The organism is Pantoea sp. X-Soil-ISGK-355 (assembly GCF_059730805.1).
Genome location: NZ_AP035975.1, coordinates 1 through 22,421 on the forward strand (window position 1 = coordinate 1; position 22,421 = coordinate 22,421).

Below are 22,421 nucleotides of genomic sequence, written 5' to 3' on the forward strand. Positions count from 1 at the left end.
CTTTATCCCAATGAAGTGCCACAGAAGAAAAATGATCCATTACGTACCAATGAACTTCTTGGCGGGTTTATGGGCGTCATGGACGACATGAACCAGATTAAATATCCGCACTTATACACGCTGACTATCGTATATGACGATTTGAAGAGTGAGATTGGCAGTAAAGCCACTCAGACAATGTTTCAAAAAGTAGGGGCCGGACTCGCTCACGCACTTAATGCACGCATCAATGAATTTTCGAGCATGCAAAAAACCATGGCAAACGGCGGTAACTATGCGTACATAATCCCGCAGTTGATGGTTTTCGGTGATACCCCTGCTGAAGTTCGAAGCGCAACGGCTCAGGCGATAAAGCTCTGGGACGCTAAAGATTTTAAGTTGATGAAAGAGACCAAGCTTGCACAAACAATGTTTATTCATGGCTTGCCTTTTGGCCTCTACCACATTGACCAGAACCTCATAAACATTGATCGCTACTATTATCTCGATTACGAGAATATTACGCGCTTTCTGCCCGTGCAAAGTGACTTCAGAGGCGGTGGTGATCCTGTTCAGGTGTATCAGGGGCGTAAAGGGCAGATGGTTACTCTGAACATGTTTGATAAACGCGCTAATTCACATAACTTTTATGTAGTGGCTGAGACAGGTGGAGGTAAGTCGTTCTCTCTGAACGACCTTGTAGATAGTTACGCATCTACCGGCGCGAAAGTTCGTATTGCTGACCTTGGTGAATCCTATAAAAAACTCACTCATATTCGAAAAGGGCGTTTTATTGACTTCAATTTGAAGAAGCCATTATGCATGAATCCTCTGGATTTTATATCACTCGATGATGAAGACTTTGCTCAAAACATATCTATGGCACAAATCATTTTTGGTTCCGCAGCCTACTCATTTACAGGTCAAGCAATTGATGAGCTAGAGGCTAACCTTTTGAACCAAGCTTGTGTTGCTGCACATGCTAAGGGTGACCATATGCGTGGAACGGACTTCATTATTGAATTCCTTAATTCTCGTGGTTATCAAAGAGATGATGAGACTGATTTTCCTGGTATAGAACTAAAAGCAAAATCGTTGGCTTACCTATTACGCAACTTTGGAACGGGGGGGGCTTATGAAAAATTCATGGTCGGCCCCTCGCAATTCAGTATCAAAGACGATGAATTTGTTTGTGTGGATATGGAAAAGCTACGCAGCGTAAAGCAACTATTTTTCCCAATGATGATGCAAGTGATGAACAGCATTACGCAGGACTTGTACCTTTCAGACCGTTCACGTCCGAGCATAATTTTGTTTGAAGAAATAGCCTCTATGGTAAAAAAAGTCGGAAATATTTCTATGGATGGATTTTCAAGTATGGCTGAAGAAGGGTATCGACGAGCACGTAAATATCGAGGGGCATTCGGTATTGTCTTACAGTCAGCACTAGATCTTGCTGAATTACCTGGTCTGGGTAACGTTGCTAAAGCTAATGCGCCTTGGCGTTATTATCTTGAGTCCAAAATGTATTCCGAAGCCGCAGACCTAAAAGCACTTCCAGGCATTACAAGTGGTTTCCCCTTAAAGCTAATCAACAGCATTAAGAACGTCAGGCCGCGCTACGGTGAAATGTTTATTGATAGCCCTCTCGGAATGGGCGTGGCGAGGCTGTGTGTCGATCAGTGGCGCTATTGGGTCAATACATCAGACGGTAAAGACGTTGCCGCCTATAACAAGCTCGTAAACGATGGCATGGAGCCGGTAGAAGCCCTGTCACGACTTTCTGGAATTGAAATACCCGACCAGATTCGTAAACAACTGAACGCGGCCAAAGGGGATGTTCATGAATTTCCTGCTGCGTAATGTCATTGTGGGGGCGCTTGCGCTCCCCCTTTTTGTTGCGCATGCGCAAAAAGTTGCAGTCAATGAGGCCGACATCAATAAAAGCTCTGATATCGCCTCATCACTAAGCAATACCGTAAAGGGTCAGACTAACTCGGCATCTTCGCTCAATTCCAGCCAAATCCGGCCCGTGGTCGGTGAAACGAAGATGAAGACACTAGACGGTAAAACCGAGTTCAACGGTCAGGTGATGTGCAAAGGTTCGTCTGAGTTTCTCAAGGTCATTGGTCAGCCTATGGGAAATGGTGATTTGCGCATTTTGAACATCATGCAGGATGCAAATATGGATGGAAAACTAGATACCGTTTATTCACCCAACTATGACGTATCGGCTGTATGCAGCAATGGGTTTATGACCTGTTCAAATCCTAATGAAACTACGACCTGCACCTCATGGGGCTGGATTGCAGACAGCAAAACCTACCAACTTGGAAGGCAGCGCGTGGCAATGACAGACCTTGGCGGTTGTTACTGCATCAACAACCAGTGCGGCAGCAGTCTCGCCTGGCGCAATATGGGGCAAATACTGAGTGATTTGGGGGGAGGCGCAACACAGGCACTGGCTAAAGTAAATCCATTCTTTGCGGTCAGCGCAGTCAGCGTGGATGGTGTCACAGCCACTTTCACCGGCGGCGATGGTGGCGCATGCGCCATGAATGACAGTGATGGTTTCTTTAACAGCAGCAGCGGTCAGACAGCCCTTAAATACAACTCAAACGCAAATCAGATGAGCAATGATGCCAATGCACAAAAGCAGTCGAGCAAGGCTTATCAGGCAATTGTAGGCGGGAGCTTCAACCCGGATGAGTCCTATGACCTGAAAAGCTGTGAAGTAAACCGCATAGTTCCACTCGATGAACCAAAGCTTACCGATATCATTCAGTTCGACGGTGGTGAAGGCTCTGTGCAGTCCTGCGGAAATGATTGTCTTCAGTTAATTTTGGGTAAACAGGGAAATGATTACTGGAGTGGAAGCTGCAAATACTTTGAGGTGAAGTCAAACTTCATTTTGAAAGACCCTTCGCGAATCGCCAGCGCCACGCTTGTTAATGCGCAGTTTGATGACTGGATGCAGGTCTGGAAAGATGACAAGGTCGTATGGAACGGTCCTTACGGGACATGGAACGATGCCGGTCCAGTGCCGGGTAAGTGTGAATTGAGCACAAGCTGGAACGTAAGCCCTAACCTGGATTTCAGGCAGCATTTCAATCAGGCAGGGCCAATACAGTTTAAAATCCGTGTGGAAGTTTCAGGAGACGGCGAGGGGTATGCACTTGTGCGCATCAAAGCCGATTTGTCCTGCAAAGAAGGGCAGGAGCGCACAGTTAATACCTGCGCGGTCTATGAGCAAGATGATGGTTGCCACCTTGTTGATGAAAACGTAGATGGCGTGACCACGTTTAGTGGCGGCATTAATACCGGCCTCACTGCGATCAAGCCTACCCAGACGCTGACCGGCAATTTCTGTTCAATCGTGGTTCAACGCCCTTGGTTCACTAAGAAAAGAACCTACCGCTGTAATAAGAAAACGGCTTATAACTTTGACAATATTATCGAGCGAAAAGCCTATATCGATAAGACGGTTACGCCCGGCGATTACAAAGACAAAATGTTTTCTAATGGCAATGTGTCCTATGGTGCCGGTGAACTTTTCTGGCCGAAAATGCCAACTGTTGGAGACTGTACCAACGTATGCAAAACGCGGAAGGTTAAGGAGACGCCTGACATGACGGTTAGCGGCACGACCGATAAAACGCGTACCGGGGCAAACGTCCAGTACAACTACTACTACCATGAATGCGATACCAGCAATCAGTGCCCTGCTGAGGCGGGTGAGCAAGTAGTTAAGGCATGTCAGTGCATGAATGAATTTGCAGAAGCTGCTGCAATCATGCAGACGATGCGCCAGGCGGGTCAGGACATGATTTGTAGTTCGGGGGAGAAGAAAAACCCGGACGGTAGTAAAGGGAAAAAATAGCAAATTCTTTTTTATTTACCCCTTAATGATACTTTTTAGTATCATTAAGGGGCTACCTTTTATGGAAAAAATCATGGAATTTTTTAAGCGAATATTGAGCCTGACTCTCATATGCACTTATTTCTCCGTTTTTGTGTATATCCCAATTTCATATGCAGTTGATACGCCTAATCCTAGTTTTGCCTGTGGTATAGATAAAAATGGCGATGGTTCGTTTGATTCAGAGGGTGAGTATGCAACGTGCCTTAATAGAACTAATATTCTCACCGTAGGAGCAACGCACTCTTGCCCTGCGGGATATACCCGAAATGGCAGTACGTGTACGAGACAGGAAACTTCATCGCCGACCTTATCATGCCCGTCAGGCTATACGCAGAATGGCGCAAGATGTACCGTGCATTACTACCAACCGGCTAAAGGGAACACGCAAGAATACACATGTAGCGATCCTTCGCACTCTATATACGCACTGATTTTCTCGTCCAAGAAATACTTCGATACCCAGGCATGGTGCATTGATACTCAAGCTCATTATGACAGCCTTTCTAATGGTGAGCGCTGTGGCTTCATGAACGGGAACTGGACAAAATGTGATCCTGCTATGGATCGTTACATCAGCAATGGTTGGATAGTTCCTTACACTAATAAATACTGCGATCCTGGCTGGACACCGGCAGGAGAACAGTGCTCGCAGGAAGTCTCCGTAGATGCGGTATACGTATGTTTTCCGGGCTATGTAAATGTGAACGGTACGTGCGTAAAAACCTCCACAACAACTGAGACTGTCTCATGTCCATCGGGTTACTCACTTCAAAACGATACCTGCTCCAAGACTGAGCAATCTATTGTTTGCCCTCTTGGAAATGCGTCCTGTATCGATATTGATAAAAATAAACCATTTGATGAAGGCAACGTAGATGGTACTCAACTTGTTGACGATGGGAAAAAGAATGACGAGGGAGTATGTCTTGATCAGGTCTTCATCTTCAATGGGCGAGGCTCTGACTGCAAGTTAGCAGGAGTAAGCACGGCATTTAAAAACTGCTGTAAAAGTGAGGGGAAAGTTTACTCCGATGATGCTGGTCCATATACGACTGTACTTCAGGCTGCGAGTGTTGTTAAGGACGTCTATGGAGCGGCACAGGAAGCCTATTTGTATTATACAGTAGCAATGCAGGCGACCGCTGATGTGGCCGTGGCATCTACAATGGCCGCTGATGCATTCGTTAACGCCATGATGGCAACCATGAACCCTGCTACCATCGCTATAGCCATTGCTGTTCACTTCGTTATGCAGTATCTGATGAAAGCCTGCGATCAGATGTCTATGGAGACCGCTATGGAGGCCGATTCCGGCATGTGTCATGAAATAGGGACATACTGCAAGAAAAAGGTTCCTCTACTTGGGTGTGTACAGAAAGCCAAAACTTACTGTTGCTATAACAGCATACTTGCCCGAATTATACAGGAACAGGGCAGACCACAGCTTAAGACGTTCAACGGCTGGGGAACGCCTCAATCACCTCAATGTCGCGGTTTTACACCTGAAGAATTTCAGAACCTTGACTTTAGTAAAATCAATCTGGATGAGTACGTTCAGACAATGGTTAAGGCGGCCACAGCAGAGATACAACAGAACGTCACGACGATAACGCAAAGTTTTTACGACAAAACCAACTAAGCCACATACAAACGCCCGTCCTATCGGGCGTTTGATTTATGCATATTTTTTCCTGATATCATTAATTAAAAACACGCCTATCAACTAAATCAATTTTATCTTATGATACTAATATGTATCACAGGATGGATTGATAATGACCACATTCAATGTTCGCATAGCTGCATTGCTGCTAAGCGTCAGCAGCTACGTAAGCGCCTCGCAAGACGTGATCGGCCAGGTTTATTCAATTGATGAACCGGATGCACTTACCGAAGTACAGAACCGGGTAGCCGGTGTCAACTGGGAAAAAGAGCTTAACAAAAATCGTGATGAATGGGGTGCATTTAAAGGTGTTCGCCTTCCTACAGCCCAGCAGGACAGCACTCGAACCTTTATACCATTTTACACTTCCACAGTAGACGTGCCGGATAAGGAGGGGCGCATTCTCTATCCAAAAGGGTACACCTTTAACCCGCTGACATACGTTAAGTTGCCGCAGCGTATCGTTGTCATTTCTCCTGGACAGGAAGACTGGTTAAAGGACCACGTCAATGACACAGACATGATCCTCTTCACGCACGGCGATGTGATCACCAAGGGTAAAGCTATTGGCCGCACTGCGTTTATCCTCGATGACTCGGCAAGAAAACGTCTGGATATCCGGGCAACTCCTTCTATTGTCCATCAGGAAGGTGCTCATCTTGTCATTCAGGAGTTTGCCTGGAACCCTCAGAAACTGCGTTCTACCGCACTCCTTCGTGCTCTTGGAAGCGATGTTACAGGTGCAGGCGACGCATTACTTACCTCGATGCTCAACTCCCTGGTTACTCCAGCGCACGCTGAATGCAACAGTCAGTTTATAAACCCTGTCACTGATATTGGCTGGAGTTGTATTTTTCCAATGCGCATAGCCGGTGTTCAGATCGTGAATGGTGAAGAAAACCCTTCCTCTACTAATAGCCCTATATGCATCTGTAAAGGCGGCACCATCGCAACGCTTGGCCTACGGACCTCATTCTGGGAGCCGAAACGCATTATCGACACTGTCAGTGATCCTTACTGCATGATGCCGCTGGGTGTCGCGCTGAACACGCCCGTTCCAGGGACTCTTTCAGGTGGACTGAATGAAAACAACACGTCAAAACGCGCCTTCCAGCAAGCGCACTATTACATTTTTCCTGCGTGGAAAATTTTGAACATGTTTTATGACATTCCCTGCCTGGACGATGAAGGTTATGACGTTGCAATGATGACTGAGATTCTACCTCAGTGGAATAACGACATTCTGAGTCTGATCATCAACCCTGAAGCCGTACTTTTCGCTAATCCAATCTCCACAATTACCTGCTCGGCTGATGCGGCGCTCGCCACTTATGGGATGCCTAATAACCTGCTGTTCTGGTGCATGGGATCATGGGGCAATGCATACCCGCTTTCGGGTGCCATTACGAGCACAGACTACGTAGAAGCGAACGCCGGTATCGCCGCGCGAACCATTTTCATGATGGGAAGGCTGGGCCTGCTATGGAATACCTCTGAAGACGGGTGCTACCGCGAACTTGCACCTATCTGGCGTAAAGACCGCTTCAAGCTTCAGATGATGCGCCCGACCCGTGCATCAGCGTGTGTCCCGATTGGGCGTGAAGGCTTGCTCTGGGACAGCATGAAACACAATCCGCGCAAAGATAACTTCATGTGGATGATGTTTGAAAAGAAAGACTGCTGTATTCGCTACCAGGGCTGACTTGTTGCGCATGCGCAAAAAAGGAAATTTATGAGAATCCATCTTTCTGACACTCAAAACAGGACTGTGTTTTATGTCCTGTTTCCACTGGCTTTTTATTACGCATTCCTGACATCTATATATGTCCTAATGAAGACGACTGTACTTAGTGAGGATTTATTATTTATCAGGTTTTATGTATTAACGGGCGTTTTTCTTGGTTTTTTCCTGTGGTGGGGAAGCAGTAATTTCGAAACTGCCTTGTCGTTAGTAGTGGGAATATCAGGGCCGTTATTTATCATGACTGCCTATTTTTGCATGAAAGCGTTTTTACTTAATGACCGAATTGATTGGGATGAATCAGATTTTATGGGGGCAATTTCCTTTTCGGCACTGTTGGGTAATTTACTGACGCTATTTTCCGCCTGTTTCAGTATTTCAGATAGCTCATACCAACCGGGAAAGATGTCATGAATAATAAATCTATTATAGCTTTAGCTCTGGCTGCTTCATTTGGCGTCTATGCCTCTGGCAGCAACATTTCCATTACGCCTGAAATGATGAAATCAGCACAAGACGCGGTTAAAAGCCAGGGTGAAAAGCTGACAGATTTCGATATTAAGCATGCGGAAGAAATGGCGAGAAAAATTTCCGACTATTCAAGCAGCACTGATTTTCGACAGAAACAAAACGCGCTTAAATCGCAGGTCTATAAAACAGCCGGTTTAGACGAGAATAGTGATTCAGAAAAAGGACCTGAGCTTGTATCAGATCAGGTTGTGTTGTTTGTTTCCAGTAGCATGCCTATTCAGACGTTGCGTAATTACGCTCGCGACCTCGCTAAAGTAAATGGGGTTATGGTACTGCGGGGCGCAGTGGGTGGCATCAGTAAGATAGGCGCTACTATGAAGTTGACCCACGATGCGCTGCGTGCTGATCCCACTTGTGAAGGAGCGAATTGCAAGATGTGGGGAACTCAAATGCTTATTGACCCGGTAATTTTCCGCGTATACGGAATAAATCAGGTTCCTGCCCTCATCTATCAGCCAAATATGCATATTCAAAGCTATTGCGATGGTCTGGAAAACATCAACCGCGCCTCCTCCGTTATTTATGGTGACGCTTCCCTCAAAGGCATGCTGAATCGCATGAATCAGCTTAATCCTGACGAGAAAGTACAGGCATTGATTAAAAAACTGGAAAAAGCCTGATGAAAACGGAAGACAGAAAATCTCTCAGTGTCGCAGTGCTACTTATCTGCATGGGTATTGGTTCATACACAATGAATCACATTCTGCTCCCTGCAACGCACAGCATTAAATACAGGGTGCTCTGGCGGTCGGGTGGCATCCCTTCAGCGCAGAATGATTATATGTTGTTTGAGCATAACGATACCTATCTGCCTGAAGGCGAAACGCACCTGGTTAAACGGCTGGGCTGCATGGAAGGGCAGTATCTGAGCAAGCTGAATCGTCAATTTTATTGCGATGGCACCGAAATAGCGATTGCCGCCGTCGAGGACTCAACCGGAACACCCCTGCCTGTTTTCTCATTCACCGGCGTTATTCCTAAAGGAAAAGCCTTTGCTGTAGGTGATACCGATAACAGCTATGACAGCCGTTACTGGGGATTTATGGAAATAAGCACAGCCGAACGGCTGACGCCGATCTTTTGAATGTTTGCGCATGCGCAACTTTTCATACCCTGACCAACAGGTAATAACGATGAAACTAAAACTACTCAGCTTCGTGATGATGACGTTGCTATGTAGCTCAACACAAGCGAGTGTCGGGCAGGATGAACAGCCAAATACACCAAAACACGGTCTGTTCTGGTACGAAACGCCAAAGAAGCCTGATGAGGTGAAAGAAGAAGAAAAGCATCCTCGCCCGGTTGTTCCGTCTTCCGATGCGCTTTTTAAAATGCATCCGAAAGATATACAGGCGTTACTTGATGAAACCCGTGACTATGCTGTCTTTAAGCTTACTCCTGAAGCAGTTCTCGACTATTACAAAGTGCAGGACGCGGCACGCCGCAAGGCTGCGGCTTATACCAACCTCACTGGTTACGTGATGCTGGAAAATCCGCAATACAACGCGGCGCAGGATTACCCTATTACCAATCCAGGTACGGCAGAGAAGAAGCGCGAACGTGAAGCTTCAGTCAGCGCAAACCTTTCCCGTAATGCTGATGCCTACGCACTGTTCTTCTTTACCGAGCCTGACTGCGGTTTATGCACTCAGCAGTCGCATATTTTAGAAAACTTCCAGCGCGAAACAGGGTGGTACATCAAGCAAATTGATATCAAAGCGCATCCTGAAGCACGAGCCAAGTTCAGGATCGACCGTGCGCCTGTGACAGTGCTGATTAAAAAGAATGTGTCTGATAAATGGATGCCCGTATCAGTCGGCGTTGACTCGCTCGATAACCTTCGTACCAGCGTTTACAACATGACACGACTGCTTAACGGTGAAACAGATCCACGCCAGTTCTTTACCAGCGAAAAACAGCAAGGCGGTTTCTTTGACCCTCTGAAACGATTAAACAATCCAGCACAGGATGCCACACCATGATCATATCTCGCCGTCAATTTGTTGCCGGAGTAATTGGCCTCAGCGCTGCAATCCCGGCTTTGGCCTCTCTGCCATTGAAACCTGTTGCATCCATGCTTGATAAGCTGGCTGGTCAGAGCAACCGCTATGCCTTGCTCTATTTCGTTCAGGAAGGATGCCCGTATTGTGCAAAAGAGCAGCCAATTATTTCGGCGTTCGGTCACCGCACGGGATGGTACATAAAAGAAGTTGATATTCGTCGCCAGCCAGAAGTACGTACAAAATTCAACATCACAAACACCCCAACCATTGTGCTCATTAAACACGATATGGATTCGCGATCATGGCAACCCGTTTCTTACGGATTTGCGGATGCTGAATCGCTTGTTAGCAGCGTTTATGGCATTACCCGCGTTCTTAACGGTGAAGCCCCAGCGCAAGAACTTAACAGCCTTGTGATGCAGGGGCAGTCAACAACCTATAACGGAGCGCAACAATGAATCTGGCAAAACTGTTATTTGCAGCAACGCTTGCTGTTAGCTCATTTCCATCTTTAGCCGCTAACTGGGCGGATAAGTGGTTCGATAATGCTGTATATGACTCACCAAGCAGTTTTGAATCACAGAAGCGTGGCTACTACACGATGGGCGGGTTTACCGCCAGAACAACAAGCAGCACAGACTATCCCGTAACAATTTCACCGCCTCGTTTATCAGTCGGCTGTGGCGGCATTGACGGCTTTTTGGGTGGGTACTCTTTCCTGGACCCGGATTACCTTGTTGAAAAGGCGCAACGAGCAATGCAGGCGGCACCCTATGTTGCATTCGATATGGCATTGAAAACCATGTGCAAGGAATGTGCTGATACGCTTGGGAAGATAGAGCAAATAACTAACTTTCTTAACGGCATTCAGCTTAATGAGTGTGCTATGGCTAAGCCAATCGCAACGGCTATGGTCGATCAAGATCCAGAAGCGCTGAAGGGGCTTTGGACCGAAATGACCGGCACAAAAAACCTGAATGAAGCTGCTGATCGCATGTGGTCTGATACAACAAGCAAAATTAAAGCGAACAACGACAACCCAATTGCGAACCTGAATGAAATGATTGCCGGTTGTCCTGCTGATTTCCGCGACCTCATGCGTAATGGTTCAATCGTGCAACGCGCCGCTGATAAGGTTGGGATGGGGGATTACGCTGACACTATCCGAGGCTACCTTGGTGACGTCTGGATTGACGCTAAATCCAACAACAAGATCCCTATGGCCGTAACCGTAACTGCATGCCCTCAGAACCAGAAATACAGCCTGGACGATATGCTTAACGGTCGCGTTTACATTAAAACGCAAGATAAACAATGTGTACCTTCTGGCTCCCGCCCGGTTCGCACGGTTGTGTATCAGAAAATGCAAAGCATCGTGGACCACATCAAGGCATCGCAGCCGTTATCAACAGATGACCAGGCATTTATCAAGAATACCAATATGCCCATCTATTCCATCCTTAAGGAAGCAGTAGTGCGCGGCGAAAGCGACGTAATGCTTGGCACTCTGTCAGAGCTTGTTGGCCTTAATTACACGTATTTCATTTTCACCGACCTTTACCGCAATACACAAAACACCTTCGATAAGGTGAATGAAATGGTTTCAATGCCTCTTTCCGATCCGAATGCCGGTTCGAAGCCATGCCGTATGGACTTATTCAAACCGGCTGTAGCCAAGTTTGATGACCTCATCAAGCAGGCGCGCGATGCCAGCGGTAAGGTTGAGCAGGCTTATAACAGCCGCCTGCAATCCTACATGCTGAATAAAGACTTCAGTCAGTCATTTGAAAAAGATGAGCGGCAGCGCGGTCGCGATTGGGCGGGAGCAAACCTGAAATGATTAAAAAGAATCTACTACTGTTCACCGTTCTGGCGGGGCTAAGCCCCGCTGCATTCGCCTTTGACACTGATTATGTTGTGATGGGCGGATTTGAAACTATCGTGAATGCTTTCACCCGGCTGAAGCTCATATTCAACGATAATCAGTACACCATGCTGATATCTGCGTTTGTTTTTATGGGTGTTGCCGCAGCGCTGCTGACCAAAAGCGCCAAAAACGGGATCGAGTATCTTGAAACTGGCAAAGCGCAGATGGGAATGGGATGGCTTGCTATGGCGGTCATGGGAACACTGTTCTATGTCGGTTTGGTACAGCCCAAAGGGACCGTTTACATTTATGATCAATCCCGAAACCAGTATCAGGCCGTCAGTGGGATTCCTGACTTCATTACCGTGACAGCCAGGTTAACGAACTCCGTATATCAGGCATTTGTAGATTTCTCTAATCGTGATACGGCTTCAACTGTCCGTTTTACGGGGGAGGGCATGGCGATAAAAATGCTCATGAACGTTGTTTCGCGGAACGGAGCACCGTTTGACCCGTATCTGACAGATAACGTTAAAGCACTCTGGAGGCAATGCGAACCCATAGCAGAGTCGCGAGGTTTTGACCCCCGCACAGTCAAGTCAGGGGCGAATGCCCTTGATGTAGTAACAGCATTGAGTCCATTACGTAATCAGGCGGCTTACACTGTCTGGTACAGCAGTTCAAATCCAGGCGGTGCAACTGTCACTTGCGATCAATCGTATACCTCTCTGAAAGGTGCGTTAGGCGATCCCTCAGCCTATGATGCACGACTAAGGGATATCTGTGTCAAAAGTGGCTACGCGGTCTCTGACAGTTCACAATACGTCGATTGCAAAAACCGCCTTGAAAGCTCAATTCAGACTATTTTCGGGTCAAGCACGCTCTCCCTGAACAGCATCATGAGTAACGTTCTGGTATCACAAGGTATCACTGATGCGCTTATAGAAAACAACCCTGAAGTTGCGGCTTCAATGGTAGCTAATCGCTCGATGATGAACAGCGGATTAGCCGATGCCATGACTAACCCAGAGTGGATGTCTACGATAATGGCCGCAGTGCTGGCAATTATTCTCGCTATCACTCCAATGCTTCTTTTACTTGTTTTCACTCCACTGATGACAAAGGCACTGACTCTGTTATTCGGTCTGTGGGTCTTCATAACGACCTGGCAGATCGCAGACGTTATGCTTTTGCAGGCCAGTACAGACGAAATCCTGACCGTCATGAATGAAGTCAAAAATTATGGTCTGGGTATTGACTCAATGCAGCTTGCGCCTACCGCTGCCATGAAAGCGATGTCTGTTATGGGATCTGCACGTACAAGCGCCGTACAGATTGCCACTCTGGTTGCAGGTATTTTTGGCGTCAGTGCCTTTGGCCTGAGCGCTTTCGGTCAACGTGCACTGTCGAACCTTGACCGTATCAGTAACGAAGTCGGTGACAAAACACTTACACCTGAAGGTCGCGGCCACCTAATCAATGATATCAGCGGCGGTATAGCAACTCAGCAGGTTCTGAACACAGCAGGCATTGATGCAATGTCAAATACAAGCATGCTGGGACAAATGAAAGATATAAGCGCTTCCAGTGCCCAGATACAGGGCTTGGGTAATGGCAGTGTTGAAACCGCAGCACAGAGAATAGGGCAAGTACAGGGAGGCAGACAGGTTGGTGAGGTTAGCGGTTACGAAACAGCATCACCGAATATGTCTGGCGCTGAAAGTGCGGCTATCGCATCAAGGACCAGTGCGCAGCACGAAACAGGCAACGCTCTTGGTCAAATTGAATCGGCGGGTGCTGCTAACTTAAGCGTTGGCGAACAGGCCAGGGTAACAAGTTCGGCTTCAGGCGTGATGCAGACTGCCGATGCACAGTCAAACATTGCTAATGCGGGTGGCAATCTTGCTAATCTGCATAAGCAACAAAAGCAGGTCCACGGCACGGAGCGTCAGACCGAGATTGGTACATCTGTCGGCACTCAGCAGGCAGCAAATGCGGCCGGCCTCTCTGTTACTGATATGACAGCTAAGAAAACAAGCGTCAACCAGTCATCTGACCTCGGGCATTCTCAAGGTATTCTTGATGCAGCCGGTGGCAGTCTCGCAAATGTACAGTCCCGCGAAAGCTACGTTGCAAGTACAGGCAGTGCTGAAAGCAAAGGCCATGCAGATTCGTTGCATAATGCATTTGGCGGTAACGGCGGTATTGAGAGCGGCGTTGCGGCGATGCAGACGGAGCAGACTAAACAGCATGCGGTTGATATGCAGCGTCAGGCAGATCTGGTTAATACTCTTCAGCAGCGCGACGAGAACGGGGTGCCGCTTAAAACCGAAAGCGAAGCACGGAGAGATCTGTCTGATGCGAATGGCGCACAGACTGCCGGTGCCCTCAGAGCACATAACGGTGATGGTAAAGCCGTTGAAGATACAGCCGCGTATGATGCAACCAAACACCTGGCGCAGAATACCGGCGAACAGAAAGCGCTTGCCGAAAATGGGATTGAAACTAAACAGCACTTTGAGCGCGGCGGCGAAATCAGTACAGAACGCGGCATTGCAGGACAGAGCCAGTTCAATGAACTCAGTAAACCGCTCGGGGGCGATCAGCAACTCGCAGCAGCAGAAACCGGATCAGGTGTACATCTGGCCGTTAATGCTGCACAGGCAAAAGCGCTTAAGGAAAGCGGCCTAATCGATACCAAACAGGCAGCAAGTGTACCGGATGAAGGAGCGGCCAAAGTTGACCTTGCTCTTGCCCGTAATGCGAATGGTGAACTTGCCTCCACAGGGTCTGTCCACAGCGGCCACAGCACCTCTAAAGATAATTCGTCCAAAGACGACAGTAGTTATTCGGTTAACAAAGGCATTGATACAGGCGGTGACAACAGTGGCCGCACTGTGCTTCAAGATCCGGAGAGTGTGCTGGGACTTATCAAGCAGAGTAACGCAAACCGTCCGGGTTCTGCACCGGAAGTGCTGGCAAATGAAGCCGCCAGAAATATGTCTTCAATTCGCTCAGCATCAAATGAAGGCAATACGTCAACAAGCATTTCAGGTGGAGTTAATGCTGGCAAAAGTGGGGCAGGTGGTTTGTTCGGCGCAAGTGCTGGAGCGAATGCGTCCCATACTGACACAGATACTGAGAGAACCAATGCTATGTATGGTGCTTATCTGAATGAAGCTCAGGCAATGCAGGCGGCAGGGCTGCGTGAGGCGAATGCACTGGGTCTTCAGGGCAATGCTAAACAGAATTACGTAGATGATTATACGGCCCGTGAATTTGCTAATTACTACGGACAGAATTTACGGACTGCAAACTCTGATTCAATGGAATCAGGTCTGTCTACCCGTCAAAATAAGTTCAATGAATCGTGGAACGAAAAGAATAACATTAATGACAGACCAACCGCACCGGTCATCCCTACAAATGAAAAGGGAGAAACTCAGATGATATCGGCGCAGGAATATCTATGGCGTCAGCAACAAAACGGGGCGGTAAGAACTGCGTCAGAACAGGTAACTGAACAGGTAAGCCAGGAAAGGGCAAATTCATCAACGAATGAATCTCGCGCACCAGAGTATACGCCACCCAATGTGCAGACCATTGTCCGGGTTAAAAAGTCAGATACAGGTGAGGGCGAATCAACAGAGGTAAGCAGTCATGATGATACAGGCGCACATCCACCTGTAAATACTGGCACAGCTTCAGCCGGTATCCCCATTGCAGGTTCATCAAAAGATAATCCAAAGGCTCCCAAATAATACCTGAAGCCCAAGGATGGGCTGTTTAAAAAAACAGTATTATTTGCCACCGTACTGAATTCATGCTAAAACTTATTTATGGCTAAAAAAAGGACAAAATAATGAAAAAGTGGCTGATGGAATTAATGGAAGATATGACTTTTCTGGGGCGTAAAGCCCGGAGAAGTGCGCGTGTCGTTGCAAAAAGTTGGGCCAGCGGAAATGCGCTCACCCAACTAAATGGCATTGCCAGCCGCAATGGAAAACCGGCAAATTTTGCAGATCCTCTTACCGCAGAAACTCTGATTAACGGTCAACCGGCACACTTTGTCGGGCAAAATGTGGCGCATATGAACGCGAGAAGTGAAGCGATGGACGGCGGCCATTATCATCGCGGATGATTGGGATAGTTGCGCATGCGCAATAATTGACGAGCCAGACCTTTAAGGTTTGGCTTTTTTTTACCCCTCAATGATACACATTAGTATCATAGGTGTTATTATGATTATGCTTAAGAAAACGGTTTCTGCCTTGTTATTAATGGTTATGGCTGCAATGCAACCTGGTTATGCAGTCACAATTAATATTCCACAACAATTAACAGCAGGCATGGAGAAAGGGAAGTTCATTCAGGAAAGCAGTGGTTTTGACGGCTCCCGACATGCTGCATACATGCAAGCCGATATGACCTTTTCGAATGTTTGTCGCGCTACGGCGACGATTGAAAACCTGAAACGTATTGCCTCAACGTCTGAGTTTGAGACTCTGTATTCAAAGCTCAAATCAGGGCGGATTGTTGGAATGAATGAGAGCAGAAATATTCTTGTAACCGACACTAAAAAATTTTGCAGAGGATGACATGACACAAACTGAAGTTAATATTGTTGGGGGCATTGTAATGATTGCTGTGTTCTACTACGTAATGATATACAAGCCGAAACGATTGCTGCAAAAGCCGACAGACATACAGCCGCTGCTTAAGCCAAGCAATAGCTTAAAGCTGGGAGAGGTGTGTTACAGGCATTTCTCTGACCAATTTTATATTTGCACACAACAGCCATTCAGTTCCCTTATTCATTCTTCGGGACTGAGTAAAAATGCTGTATTTAATCAAGAGTTACATCGCCTTATGGCTGAAGTAGTGCTGATTGATAAACAAACTCGCTTGCCAATTACAGCGATAATTTTGTCTGGTAAAGACGATGATCGCAAAGGGGCACTGATGTCAGGGGCAGGTGTGGGTTGTCTTATCTTCACACACGTCGATGATGAAGCAGAAGTAGTGAAAAGCATAAAGCAGTATCTGAACGATCCTGAAGTGCCGAACTCATCCCATACAGCCGCCACAGAGCCAAGCCAGTAATGAAAAAAAGCCCCTCCAAGAGGGGCTTTTCTTTAAAACTCAATTAAACATTGCGCAAATATTAATTATTTTTTTGAAGAAGGTACAACTACATTCCTGATTGTTAAGACGACGAGTACGGCCAGAACAGCTACCGACTGCCAGAACATGATAGGATCATTCATCATTGCCTCTTTCATACAACCTCCGTTAGTTAACATCCGAATCTAAGTATACAACTAAATTACGCTGTTAAAAGTTACACTTGTGGAGAGGGTCATGAGAAAAGGCTGGACAAGTGATGCATTGCACAAAGAAAATGGTACTGACCGGGGCAGCAAATCTCTTCTAAGCTGGGGTTAATAAACTGTATTGTTGTCCCGGTCAGCAACTAATCATAGTCATCGATGAATTAATGAAACACCTTGAGATTGCTAGAAAAGCTTAATCTTCTTAAGATTTATTATTCCGTTTATTGCGAGACTTTATATATTTAACCATACTATATATAAAGCTAGCGAAGGAGATGATTATTAACGAAAATGCAAAATAGAAAAGAAAATGGTATGGCGCAGAGCCGACACCTATGGGTAATACTCTGTAAACATAGGAAAAAAACGAATATATAATAAATGCGATTATAAACGAAAGAAGAGAAGTTGTTACACTGTTTATTTCTAAAAAACTGTCTATATCAATCCATTTTTTTTCTTTAGATTTCTCATCGACTATACTTGATATATTATGCTTTGATAGATAGTCGGAAAGGTTCTCATCTACAGATAATGTTAAATATTTCGTTTTCTCATAATTAGCAAAGTCATCATCGGTGCAGAAATCGCCATTTTTAAAGCCCATTACATCTTGCCAGACGGCTTTGCAGACGTGACAAGTGACGGGATACTGGTTGCGAGACAACTCGACCGCATCAGTTATCAAATTTCCAGCCTCATCTTTTTCCCAACTCAACCCGCTAGTGCATAGGGTTTCATAACCGTGAACTCCCGTGACTATGTGGGTAGCTACTCGTTCATTCACTATGCCGCCGATCATTACTTGCTCGCGGGTGGTGACAGTGTGCTTAGTCATGTTAATTTACCTGCTTGAAAATTGGCTGAAGGGTGGATATACATATTTAACTAACTTCGATTCATAGAGTGGATTTTGTCCAAAGACTTACAAACTGTCAGTTATGCTAAGCGGTGGTCGTAGGCGGTGTATAATTATGAGCATTCTTCCTGTCATTCATGCACCACACGCAGGGTTATAAAATTCGCACTCTTTTTTCCCTTTTACTTAATTTAATCCGATCTTTGATTAGAGTGTAAATGAGACAAAATCCATATCCAATAGTTAAGAGAAACAATGAATAAATAAAAGGTAAATAAGTAACACAGAGCACTGTGGTGCAAATACTGGCAATGTCTTTATATGTTAGTCGCAACATCGTTACTCCTTTATCGGATTAAACACAGAGCACTACTTGATCAACCTCCAGACGCTCGGGGGAACTTTATCGAATAATTTTCCAACTGTAAGTTCAGCTAAACGATGATCTGATGCGGAGTAAAATACTGCTAATTCTCTTTGGGACAGTTCATACTTGTTTTTATCAATAACCTTCTCCAGGGTATCGATCCTATTTATTTTTCTAAGCTTGAACAGCCAATCTTCTCTTGTCATTTTTCTTCCAGTCGTTTACACGAAGCTTATCTTTTTAGTTTTCTTAGTGCTGTATGTCAAACTCTCTGATTCGTGAGCATGGCACATATGCTTTTTTATGATCGTACAGTCAATTAATAATTTCTGAGTTAAACACTCTACACAAGTTCACCGCACGACACACTTAGATTATGATACATTTTAGTATCATTCACAACAGAAAACATCTATGCTTGTACCTAAGCACCGTATTTCAGACAATGCCTACATGGAGGGGATGTGTGATGGATATTTTTGAACGAATGGCAAGGTGGCCTAAAAGAGTCAGAAGCTTTATAGAACTACTACTTATCGTCGTCCTGTCGATTTATATATCTCACTGGATTAGTAGTTACTATGACTACCTTCAGACTAAAACAATTGAACAAGATCGACGCGACTCGTACATCTCACATGCCCGGTTCGACCCAATACCTCAAAGTGTGAATGATTTTGAGCATAATTTTTCGACTGCTTTGACTGAGAGACTAACGTCTCTTGTTGAAGAAAGAAAATCTGCAACATCAATGCAGGTACACCTCGAAAAGTCTCATAGCAAACTTTGTATCAATGGATATGGATACGAGGTGCAAAAGAATGGTCAGCTAAAAGCAATAGTGATACCAGATACGACCGGCAACGACATGGTTTTAAAGCAAGCTCAGCCAGTACGCTGTGCATTCGAATTTTATGATATGGCCCGTGATCAGTCAGGTACGCACAAGTAACCACTCACTGCGCATAACGTAAATTATGTTAAATATCAATAAGTTACAGAAAATTGGCAAATACTTGCGAAAATAGCACTTCTTAACACAATCTTTATACAAAGGAAAAAAAATGAAAGAAAATGTCGTGATCGTTAAAGTTAATAACATTGAGGTCGGTGAACTACCTTTAAACGACTATCAAAACATCATAAGTAGTGTAAAAAAAGACTGGAGGATTCGCATTGCTGATTTTCTCGGTCTGGCCGGGTCGCTTAATTCACTAGCATACATGGTTGTACGGCATTTCACTTCCGTTATAATTGGCATGATTTCAATCGCTCTACTATCTACTCTGCCAGAATCATCATCAGTCGTACAATTCATTTCAGATTTAAGAACCGCTACTTCGGAAGAAATCGCCTCATGCTTAAGAAATTTAACGAGCATTTGCATGACTTTGACAATCATTTCTGTTGTAGTCAGAATTACAGCTAATGGAATGCCATTTCGCTCAAGTAAATCAGAAGGCGCTGTCAATAACAAAATTCGTGAGATTATGAAAGTCCCGGCAACGGGAATAGTAAGCGTTAGCTTCATTGAACGCGATAAACTAAACTGATACAGCAAGAGCACAAACTGGAAGTAATGAATTATGCATTACTTTAAACTCCATTACTTTCTCTAATTTTAAAGCTAATTGTGTGTCCGCGTGGTACATGTTAAATTACCCACACCAAAGTGAGGCTAATTCTAATGAGTGACTCTGGAGTAATGATAAACACTCTTATGAAGAACAAACGCGTTTCAATGAAGAAACTATCGGAAATGTCCGGCCTTTCTGCCAGGCAATTATCACGTATGGAAGCAGGTTCTAAGTTTAAGTCTGGTGCGTCAGCGGCGGTCAAAGTTGCTAAAGCTTTAGGAGTTTCAGTAGACGATATCATTGGAGATAATCAAAATAAGATCGCAGCTATTGAAGAGCCTGAGCAAAATAATAAAAAAACCGGCAGAACAACGTTTGCAGTTTCGATGGTCGAAAAAGCAAAACTAGAAGTCCTTGCTAATAAGTTAGAGGTGAGAGTTGGCTGCAAAGTACGATGGACCGATATATTACATATGATGATTGACGATATTGATATTGAAAAGGCATTACATATATTCACTGAATACGTTGACTCTTCAAAAGAGTCGAAATAAAAGGATGGAGACTAAAATAATTATGACTAGTGAAATTCAGGCTTTGGTTTTTTTTGGGATAGTATGGCTCATAGGATGCTACTACATTCTATTTGACATGAACGAATATCGTATGCAGTTGTTGCTTATGTTTAACTCGGTAAGTACTCCTTGGCTTTTTTTAGTCATTTCATTGATTTTCTTCATTGACCCAAATGAGAGAAACATTTCTTATATAACACCGTCTAGCTATGCAGTTATGGGTATCATAGCTTTGATGTTACTAAAGATACGTGATAAAAAATTTAAAAAATTTGAAGAAGAAAACAATAGTTAATTATTCGATGGCGCAATATAAATATCCTTACGGGCTGATTTATCAGCCCGACTTAACATATATCGTTTGCCTCTTTTATTCTTGAAATTAAGTTTTTCACTAAACCCTCAACCCCATCGAACGACTCATAAACTTCATCAATTGCAATCCTGTCTCTGGACTCCCACGTATGGTTTTGCAGGTTAAACACAAACCAGTCAGTGCCCGATGTGCCTATGAGAATGAATTTTTTCTCTGCCTTATCTCCCTTTAGAGCCGTAGCTAATTCTTCATTGTACTCAACGAGTCCGTTCTGTTCGTTATGGTAACTTCCTAATCCAAACAGTGAGTAACCGTCAATATTGAACCCGTCGATGCAGGATAGAAACGGCCAGTATTGCTCCCAGAAGTCGTTCATTTCAGAACTGGATGCGGCCCCCAATGTTTTGTTAGGTTTAGCTCCCTGATACGGAGGGTTAACCGGATAGCCAAGTGCTTGTGCCAGGCCGGTAACGTCTCTTGCCAGATTTGTTAGCTCGTTGCTGCGCTTCATTTTAAAAACCTATGGATATATGACACCTTTGGGTACAGGCCACAAAACCTGAGTTGGGCCACCGGCTGCGATAGAGCGGGAAATCCTCTGCTGTGTTGTAGTGAACATAGCATGCTCTGGTGACTTGCTTATCAATACTAAATTACTGAAGTCATTTGTTCCACTGTCATCCAGCGGAAGTTTATGGTGAACATCCCAGCCAACAGGGTTGTTTCCCTGAGTCATTCTTGTAAGGTCGTCAGTGCTCAACCGGCCCTGAACATCCGGGCTATCAACAATCTCTTTCAAAAATGATTTTTTGGCCTTATCAAACTGATTACGAAGGGCAATACGCTCTGCTGACGGACGCTTGATATAATCCATTTTCACTACGTCGATATTCTGGAGTAGGTTTTTTTCTCCTTTATAAGTACCCAGAAAACTTTTTAGCTTTTCAAGTTCTGTCACGGAGACCGGGTGAATGGCCCCCCGGCCTATCGCAAGAATTGAACTCAGAGCTATAAGCGAGCCTGCTGTCTGCTGATTAAGGACTTCACTGAAGCCTGCTGCTGCGTCTCCGCCCAGTTTACGCGCTGTATCCGCGTACATTTCCGGGTTCTGATTATATATCGCTCCTGCGGCCAGAAGTCGCCCTGCGGCCCTGCTGTTTATGGCTCTAAACGTCTCCGGCTTTTTATCAGCCTGAGCGTACTGTTCTGGAGAGGACACCACTGATCTCGCAGCAAAGGCAGTTGGTCTGGGTTTTCCGTCCCGATACTGTCCTGCACGTCGCTGTACAGACTTAACGAACTCGCTGAGAATACGTTCACTACCACCGGGACTGAACAACCAACTACGAGTACATATGAGTTTACCTTCACTGTTAATAAAAAAAACATCTCCGGGTAGTGATTCGTGGTCGATCATAACGACTTCACCGGTATATATGAGTTGCAGCATTCTCTTTTCTTCACGCAGTCCCCGCTTAGGAGCTTGGTCCCTGAAGTTTATAACTACTTTCGGACGCATATTCACGATATAGCCACTGACTGTTGTCGTATCGTCAAAGCAAAAATCACGCTGCACTCTGTGCCAGGCCTTTTCAGGCGGCATTATACGTTCGAATTGTTCAGGGGGGACGTTATCCCCTGCAAGGTAGTACAAATTAGTACCCGGTAAGCAACGACTCATAGCAGTA

Annotated in this window: 22 protein-coding genes; 18 read left to right on the top strand and 4 right to left on the bottom strand. The window is 45.4% G+C overall.

What is annotated here, in order from left to right; genetic code table 11:
• The 14 genes from AC6I8J_RS22495 to AC6I8J_RS22560 form a co-directional block, all read left to right on the top strand.
• A partial coding sequence (locus AC6I8J_RS22495; RefSeq protein ID WP_497825969.1) for a TraG/VirB4 family ATPase occupies window positions 1–1,842 on the top strand: 1,842 nt, incomplete at its 5' end.
• Window positions 1,823–3,859, top strand: coding sequence for a conjugal transfer protein TraN (locus tag AC6I8J_RS22500; protein WP_497825970.1), 2,037 nt, complete (start codon window positions 1,823–1,825; stop codon window positions 3,857–3,859). The genes AC6I8J_RS22495 and AC6I8J_RS22500, both read left to right, overlap by 20 nt.
• Window positions 3,860–3,920: 61 nt before the next feature.
• Complete coding sequence (gene traN, locus AC6I8J_RS22505; RefSeq protein ID WP_497825971.1) at window positions 3,921–5,540, top strand: conjugal transfer protein TraN; 1,620 nt, start codon at window positions 3,921–3,923, stop codon at window positions 5,538–5,540.
• 136 nt (window positions 5,541–5,676) lie between these two features.
• Window positions 5,677–7,266 carry a TraU family protein gene (locus tag AC6I8J_RS22510; RefSeq protein ID WP_497825972.1) on the top strand — a complete coding sequence of 530 codons (1,590 nt, stop codon included), beginning with the start codon at window positions 5,677–5,679 and terminating at the stop codon, window positions 7,264–7,266.
• Window positions 7,267–7,296: 30 nt separating this feature from the next.
• A complete protein-coding gene (locus tag AC6I8J_RS22515) occupies window positions 7,297–7,719 on the top strand; it encodes a hypothetical protein (protein WP_497825973.1) in 423 nt (140 codons plus the stop codon).
• Window positions 7,716–8,456, top strand: a complete 741-nt coding sequence (locus AC6I8J_RS22520) for a type-F conjugative transfer system pilin assembly protein TrbC (protein WP_497825974.1) — start codon at window positions 7,716–7,718, stop codon at window positions 8,454–8,456. Before AC6I8J_RS22515 ends, AC6I8J_RS22520 begins: the two co-directional genes overlap by 4 nt.
• The gene (locus AC6I8J_RS22525) at window positions 8,456–8,920 is read left to right on the top strand and encodes a S26 family signal peptidase (protein WP_497825975.1); all 465 of its coding nucleotides are present in this window, start codon (window positions 8,456–8,458) and stop codon (window positions 8,918–8,920) included. The genes AC6I8J_RS22520 and AC6I8J_RS22525 overlap by 1 nt, the downstream gene beginning before the upstream one ends.
• A 49-nt stretch (window positions 8,921–8,969) precedes the next feature.
• The gene (locus AC6I8J_RS22530; RefSeq protein ID WP_346530309.1) at window positions 8,970–9,818 is read left to right on the top strand and encodes a conjugal transfer protein TraF; all 849 of its coding nucleotides are present in this window, start codon (window positions 8,970–8,972) and stop codon (window positions 9,816–9,818) included.
• Window positions 9,815–10,297: a conjugal transfer protein TraF gene (gene traF / locus AC6I8J_RS22535; RefSeq protein WP_497825976.1), complete on the top strand. Its 483-nt coding sequence runs from the start codon at window positions 9,815–9,817 to the stop codon at window positions 10,295–10,297. Before AC6I8J_RS22530 ends, traF begins: the two co-directional genes overlap by 4 nt.
• Window positions 10,294–11,679 carry a conjugal transfer protein TraH gene (locus AC6I8J_RS22540; protein WP_497825977.1) on the top strand — a complete coding sequence of 462 codons (1,386 nt, stop codon included), beginning with the start codon at window positions 10,294–10,296 and terminating at the stop codon, window positions 11,677–11,679. The genes traF and AC6I8J_RS22540 overlap by 4 nt, the downstream gene beginning before the upstream one ends.
• The gene (locus tag AC6I8J_RS22545; RefSeq protein ID WP_497825978.1) at window positions 11,676–15,467 is read left to right on the top strand and encodes a conjugal transfer protein TraG N-terminal domain-containing protein; all 3,792 of its coding nucleotides are present in this window, start codon (window positions 11,676–11,678) and stop codon (window positions 15,465–15,467) included. Before AC6I8J_RS22540 ends, AC6I8J_RS22545 begins: the two co-directional genes overlap by 4 nt.
• A gap of 101 nt (window positions 15,468–15,568) precedes the next feature.
• Complete coding sequence (locus tag AC6I8J_RS22550; protein ID WP_497825979.1) at window positions 15,569–15,847, top strand: hypothetical protein; 279 nt, start codon at window positions 15,569–15,571, stop codon at window positions 15,845–15,847.
• Between the two features lie 100 nt (window positions 15,848–15,947).
• A complete protein-coding gene (locus tag AC6I8J_RS22555; protein ID WP_497825980.1) occupies window positions 15,948–16,304 on the top strand; it encodes a hypothetical protein in 357 nt (118 codons plus the stop codon).
• Between the two features lies 1 nt (window position 16,305).
• Window positions 16,306–16,809 (top strand): hypothetical protein, encoded by a 504-nt coding sequence (locus tag AC6I8J_RS22560; protein WP_497825981.1) that lies wholly within the window; start codon window positions 16,306–16,308, stop codon window positions 16,807–16,809.
• A 432-nt stretch (window positions 16,810–17,241) separates the two neighbouring features.
• Here the strand turns inward: AC6I8J_RS22560 and AC6I8J_RS22565 are convergent, their stop codons facing one another.
• Window positions 17,242–17,877 carry a hypothetical protein gene (locus AC6I8J_RS22565; protein WP_497825982.1) on the bottom strand — a complete coding sequence of 212 codons (636 nt, stop codon included), beginning with the start codon at window positions 17,875–17,877 and terminating at the stop codon, window positions 17,242–17,244.
• 390 nt (window positions 17,878–18,267) lie between these two features.
• Entirely contained in the window at window positions 18,268–18,471 is a 204-nt protein-coding gene (gene hha / locus AC6I8J_RS22570; protein WP_497825983.1) for a hemolysin expression modulator Hha, read from the bottom strand.
• A 260-nt stretch (window positions 18,472–18,731) separates the two neighbouring features.
• Between hha and AC6I8J_RS22575 the strand changes: the two genes are divergently transcribed.
• The 4 genes from AC6I8J_RS22575 (at window position 18,732) to AC6I8J_RS22590 (ending at window position 20,712) form a co-directional block, all read left to right on the top strand.
• Entirely contained in the window at window positions 18,732–19,217 is a 486-nt protein-coding gene (locus AC6I8J_RS22575; RefSeq protein ID WP_497825984.1) for a hypothetical protein, read from the top strand.
• Window positions 19,218–19,329: 112 nt separating this feature from the next.
• Window positions 19,330–19,818: a hypothetical protein gene (locus AC6I8J_RS22580; RefSeq protein WP_497825985.1), complete on the top strand. Its 489-nt coding sequence runs from the start codon at window positions 19,330–19,332 to the stop codon at window positions 19,816–19,818.
• Window positions 19,819–19,952: 134 nt separating this feature from the next.
• The gene (locus AC6I8J_RS22585; RefSeq protein WP_497825986.1) at window positions 19,953–20,396 is read left to right on the top strand and encodes a helix-turn-helix domain-containing protein; all 444 of its coding nucleotides are present in this window, start codon (window positions 19,953–19,955) and stop codon (window positions 20,394–20,396) included.
• 22 nt (window positions 20,397–20,418) lie between these two features.
• Entirely contained in the window at window positions 20,419–20,712 is a 294-nt protein-coding gene (locus tag AC6I8J_RS22590) for a hypothetical protein (RefSeq protein ID WP_497825987.1), read from the top strand.
• Window positions 20,713–20,764: 52 nt separating this feature from the next.
• On the opposite strand, the gene AC6I8J_RS22595 is transcribed toward AC6I8J_RS22590, so the two are convergent.
• Window positions 20,765–21,244: a YrhA family protein gene (locus AC6I8J_RS22595; RefSeq protein ID WP_497825988.1), complete on the bottom strand. Its 480-nt coding sequence runs from the start codon at window positions 21,242–21,244 to the stop codon at window positions 20,765–20,767.
• A gap of 9 nt (window positions 21,245–21,253) precedes the next feature.
• Complete coding sequence (locus AC6I8J_RS22600; protein WP_497825989.1) at window positions 21,254–22,387, bottom strand: HNH endonuclease signature motif containing protein; 1,134 nt, start codon at window positions 22,385–22,387, stop codon at window positions 21,254–21,256.
• Between the last annotated feature and the right edge of the window lie 34 nt (window positions 22,388–22,421).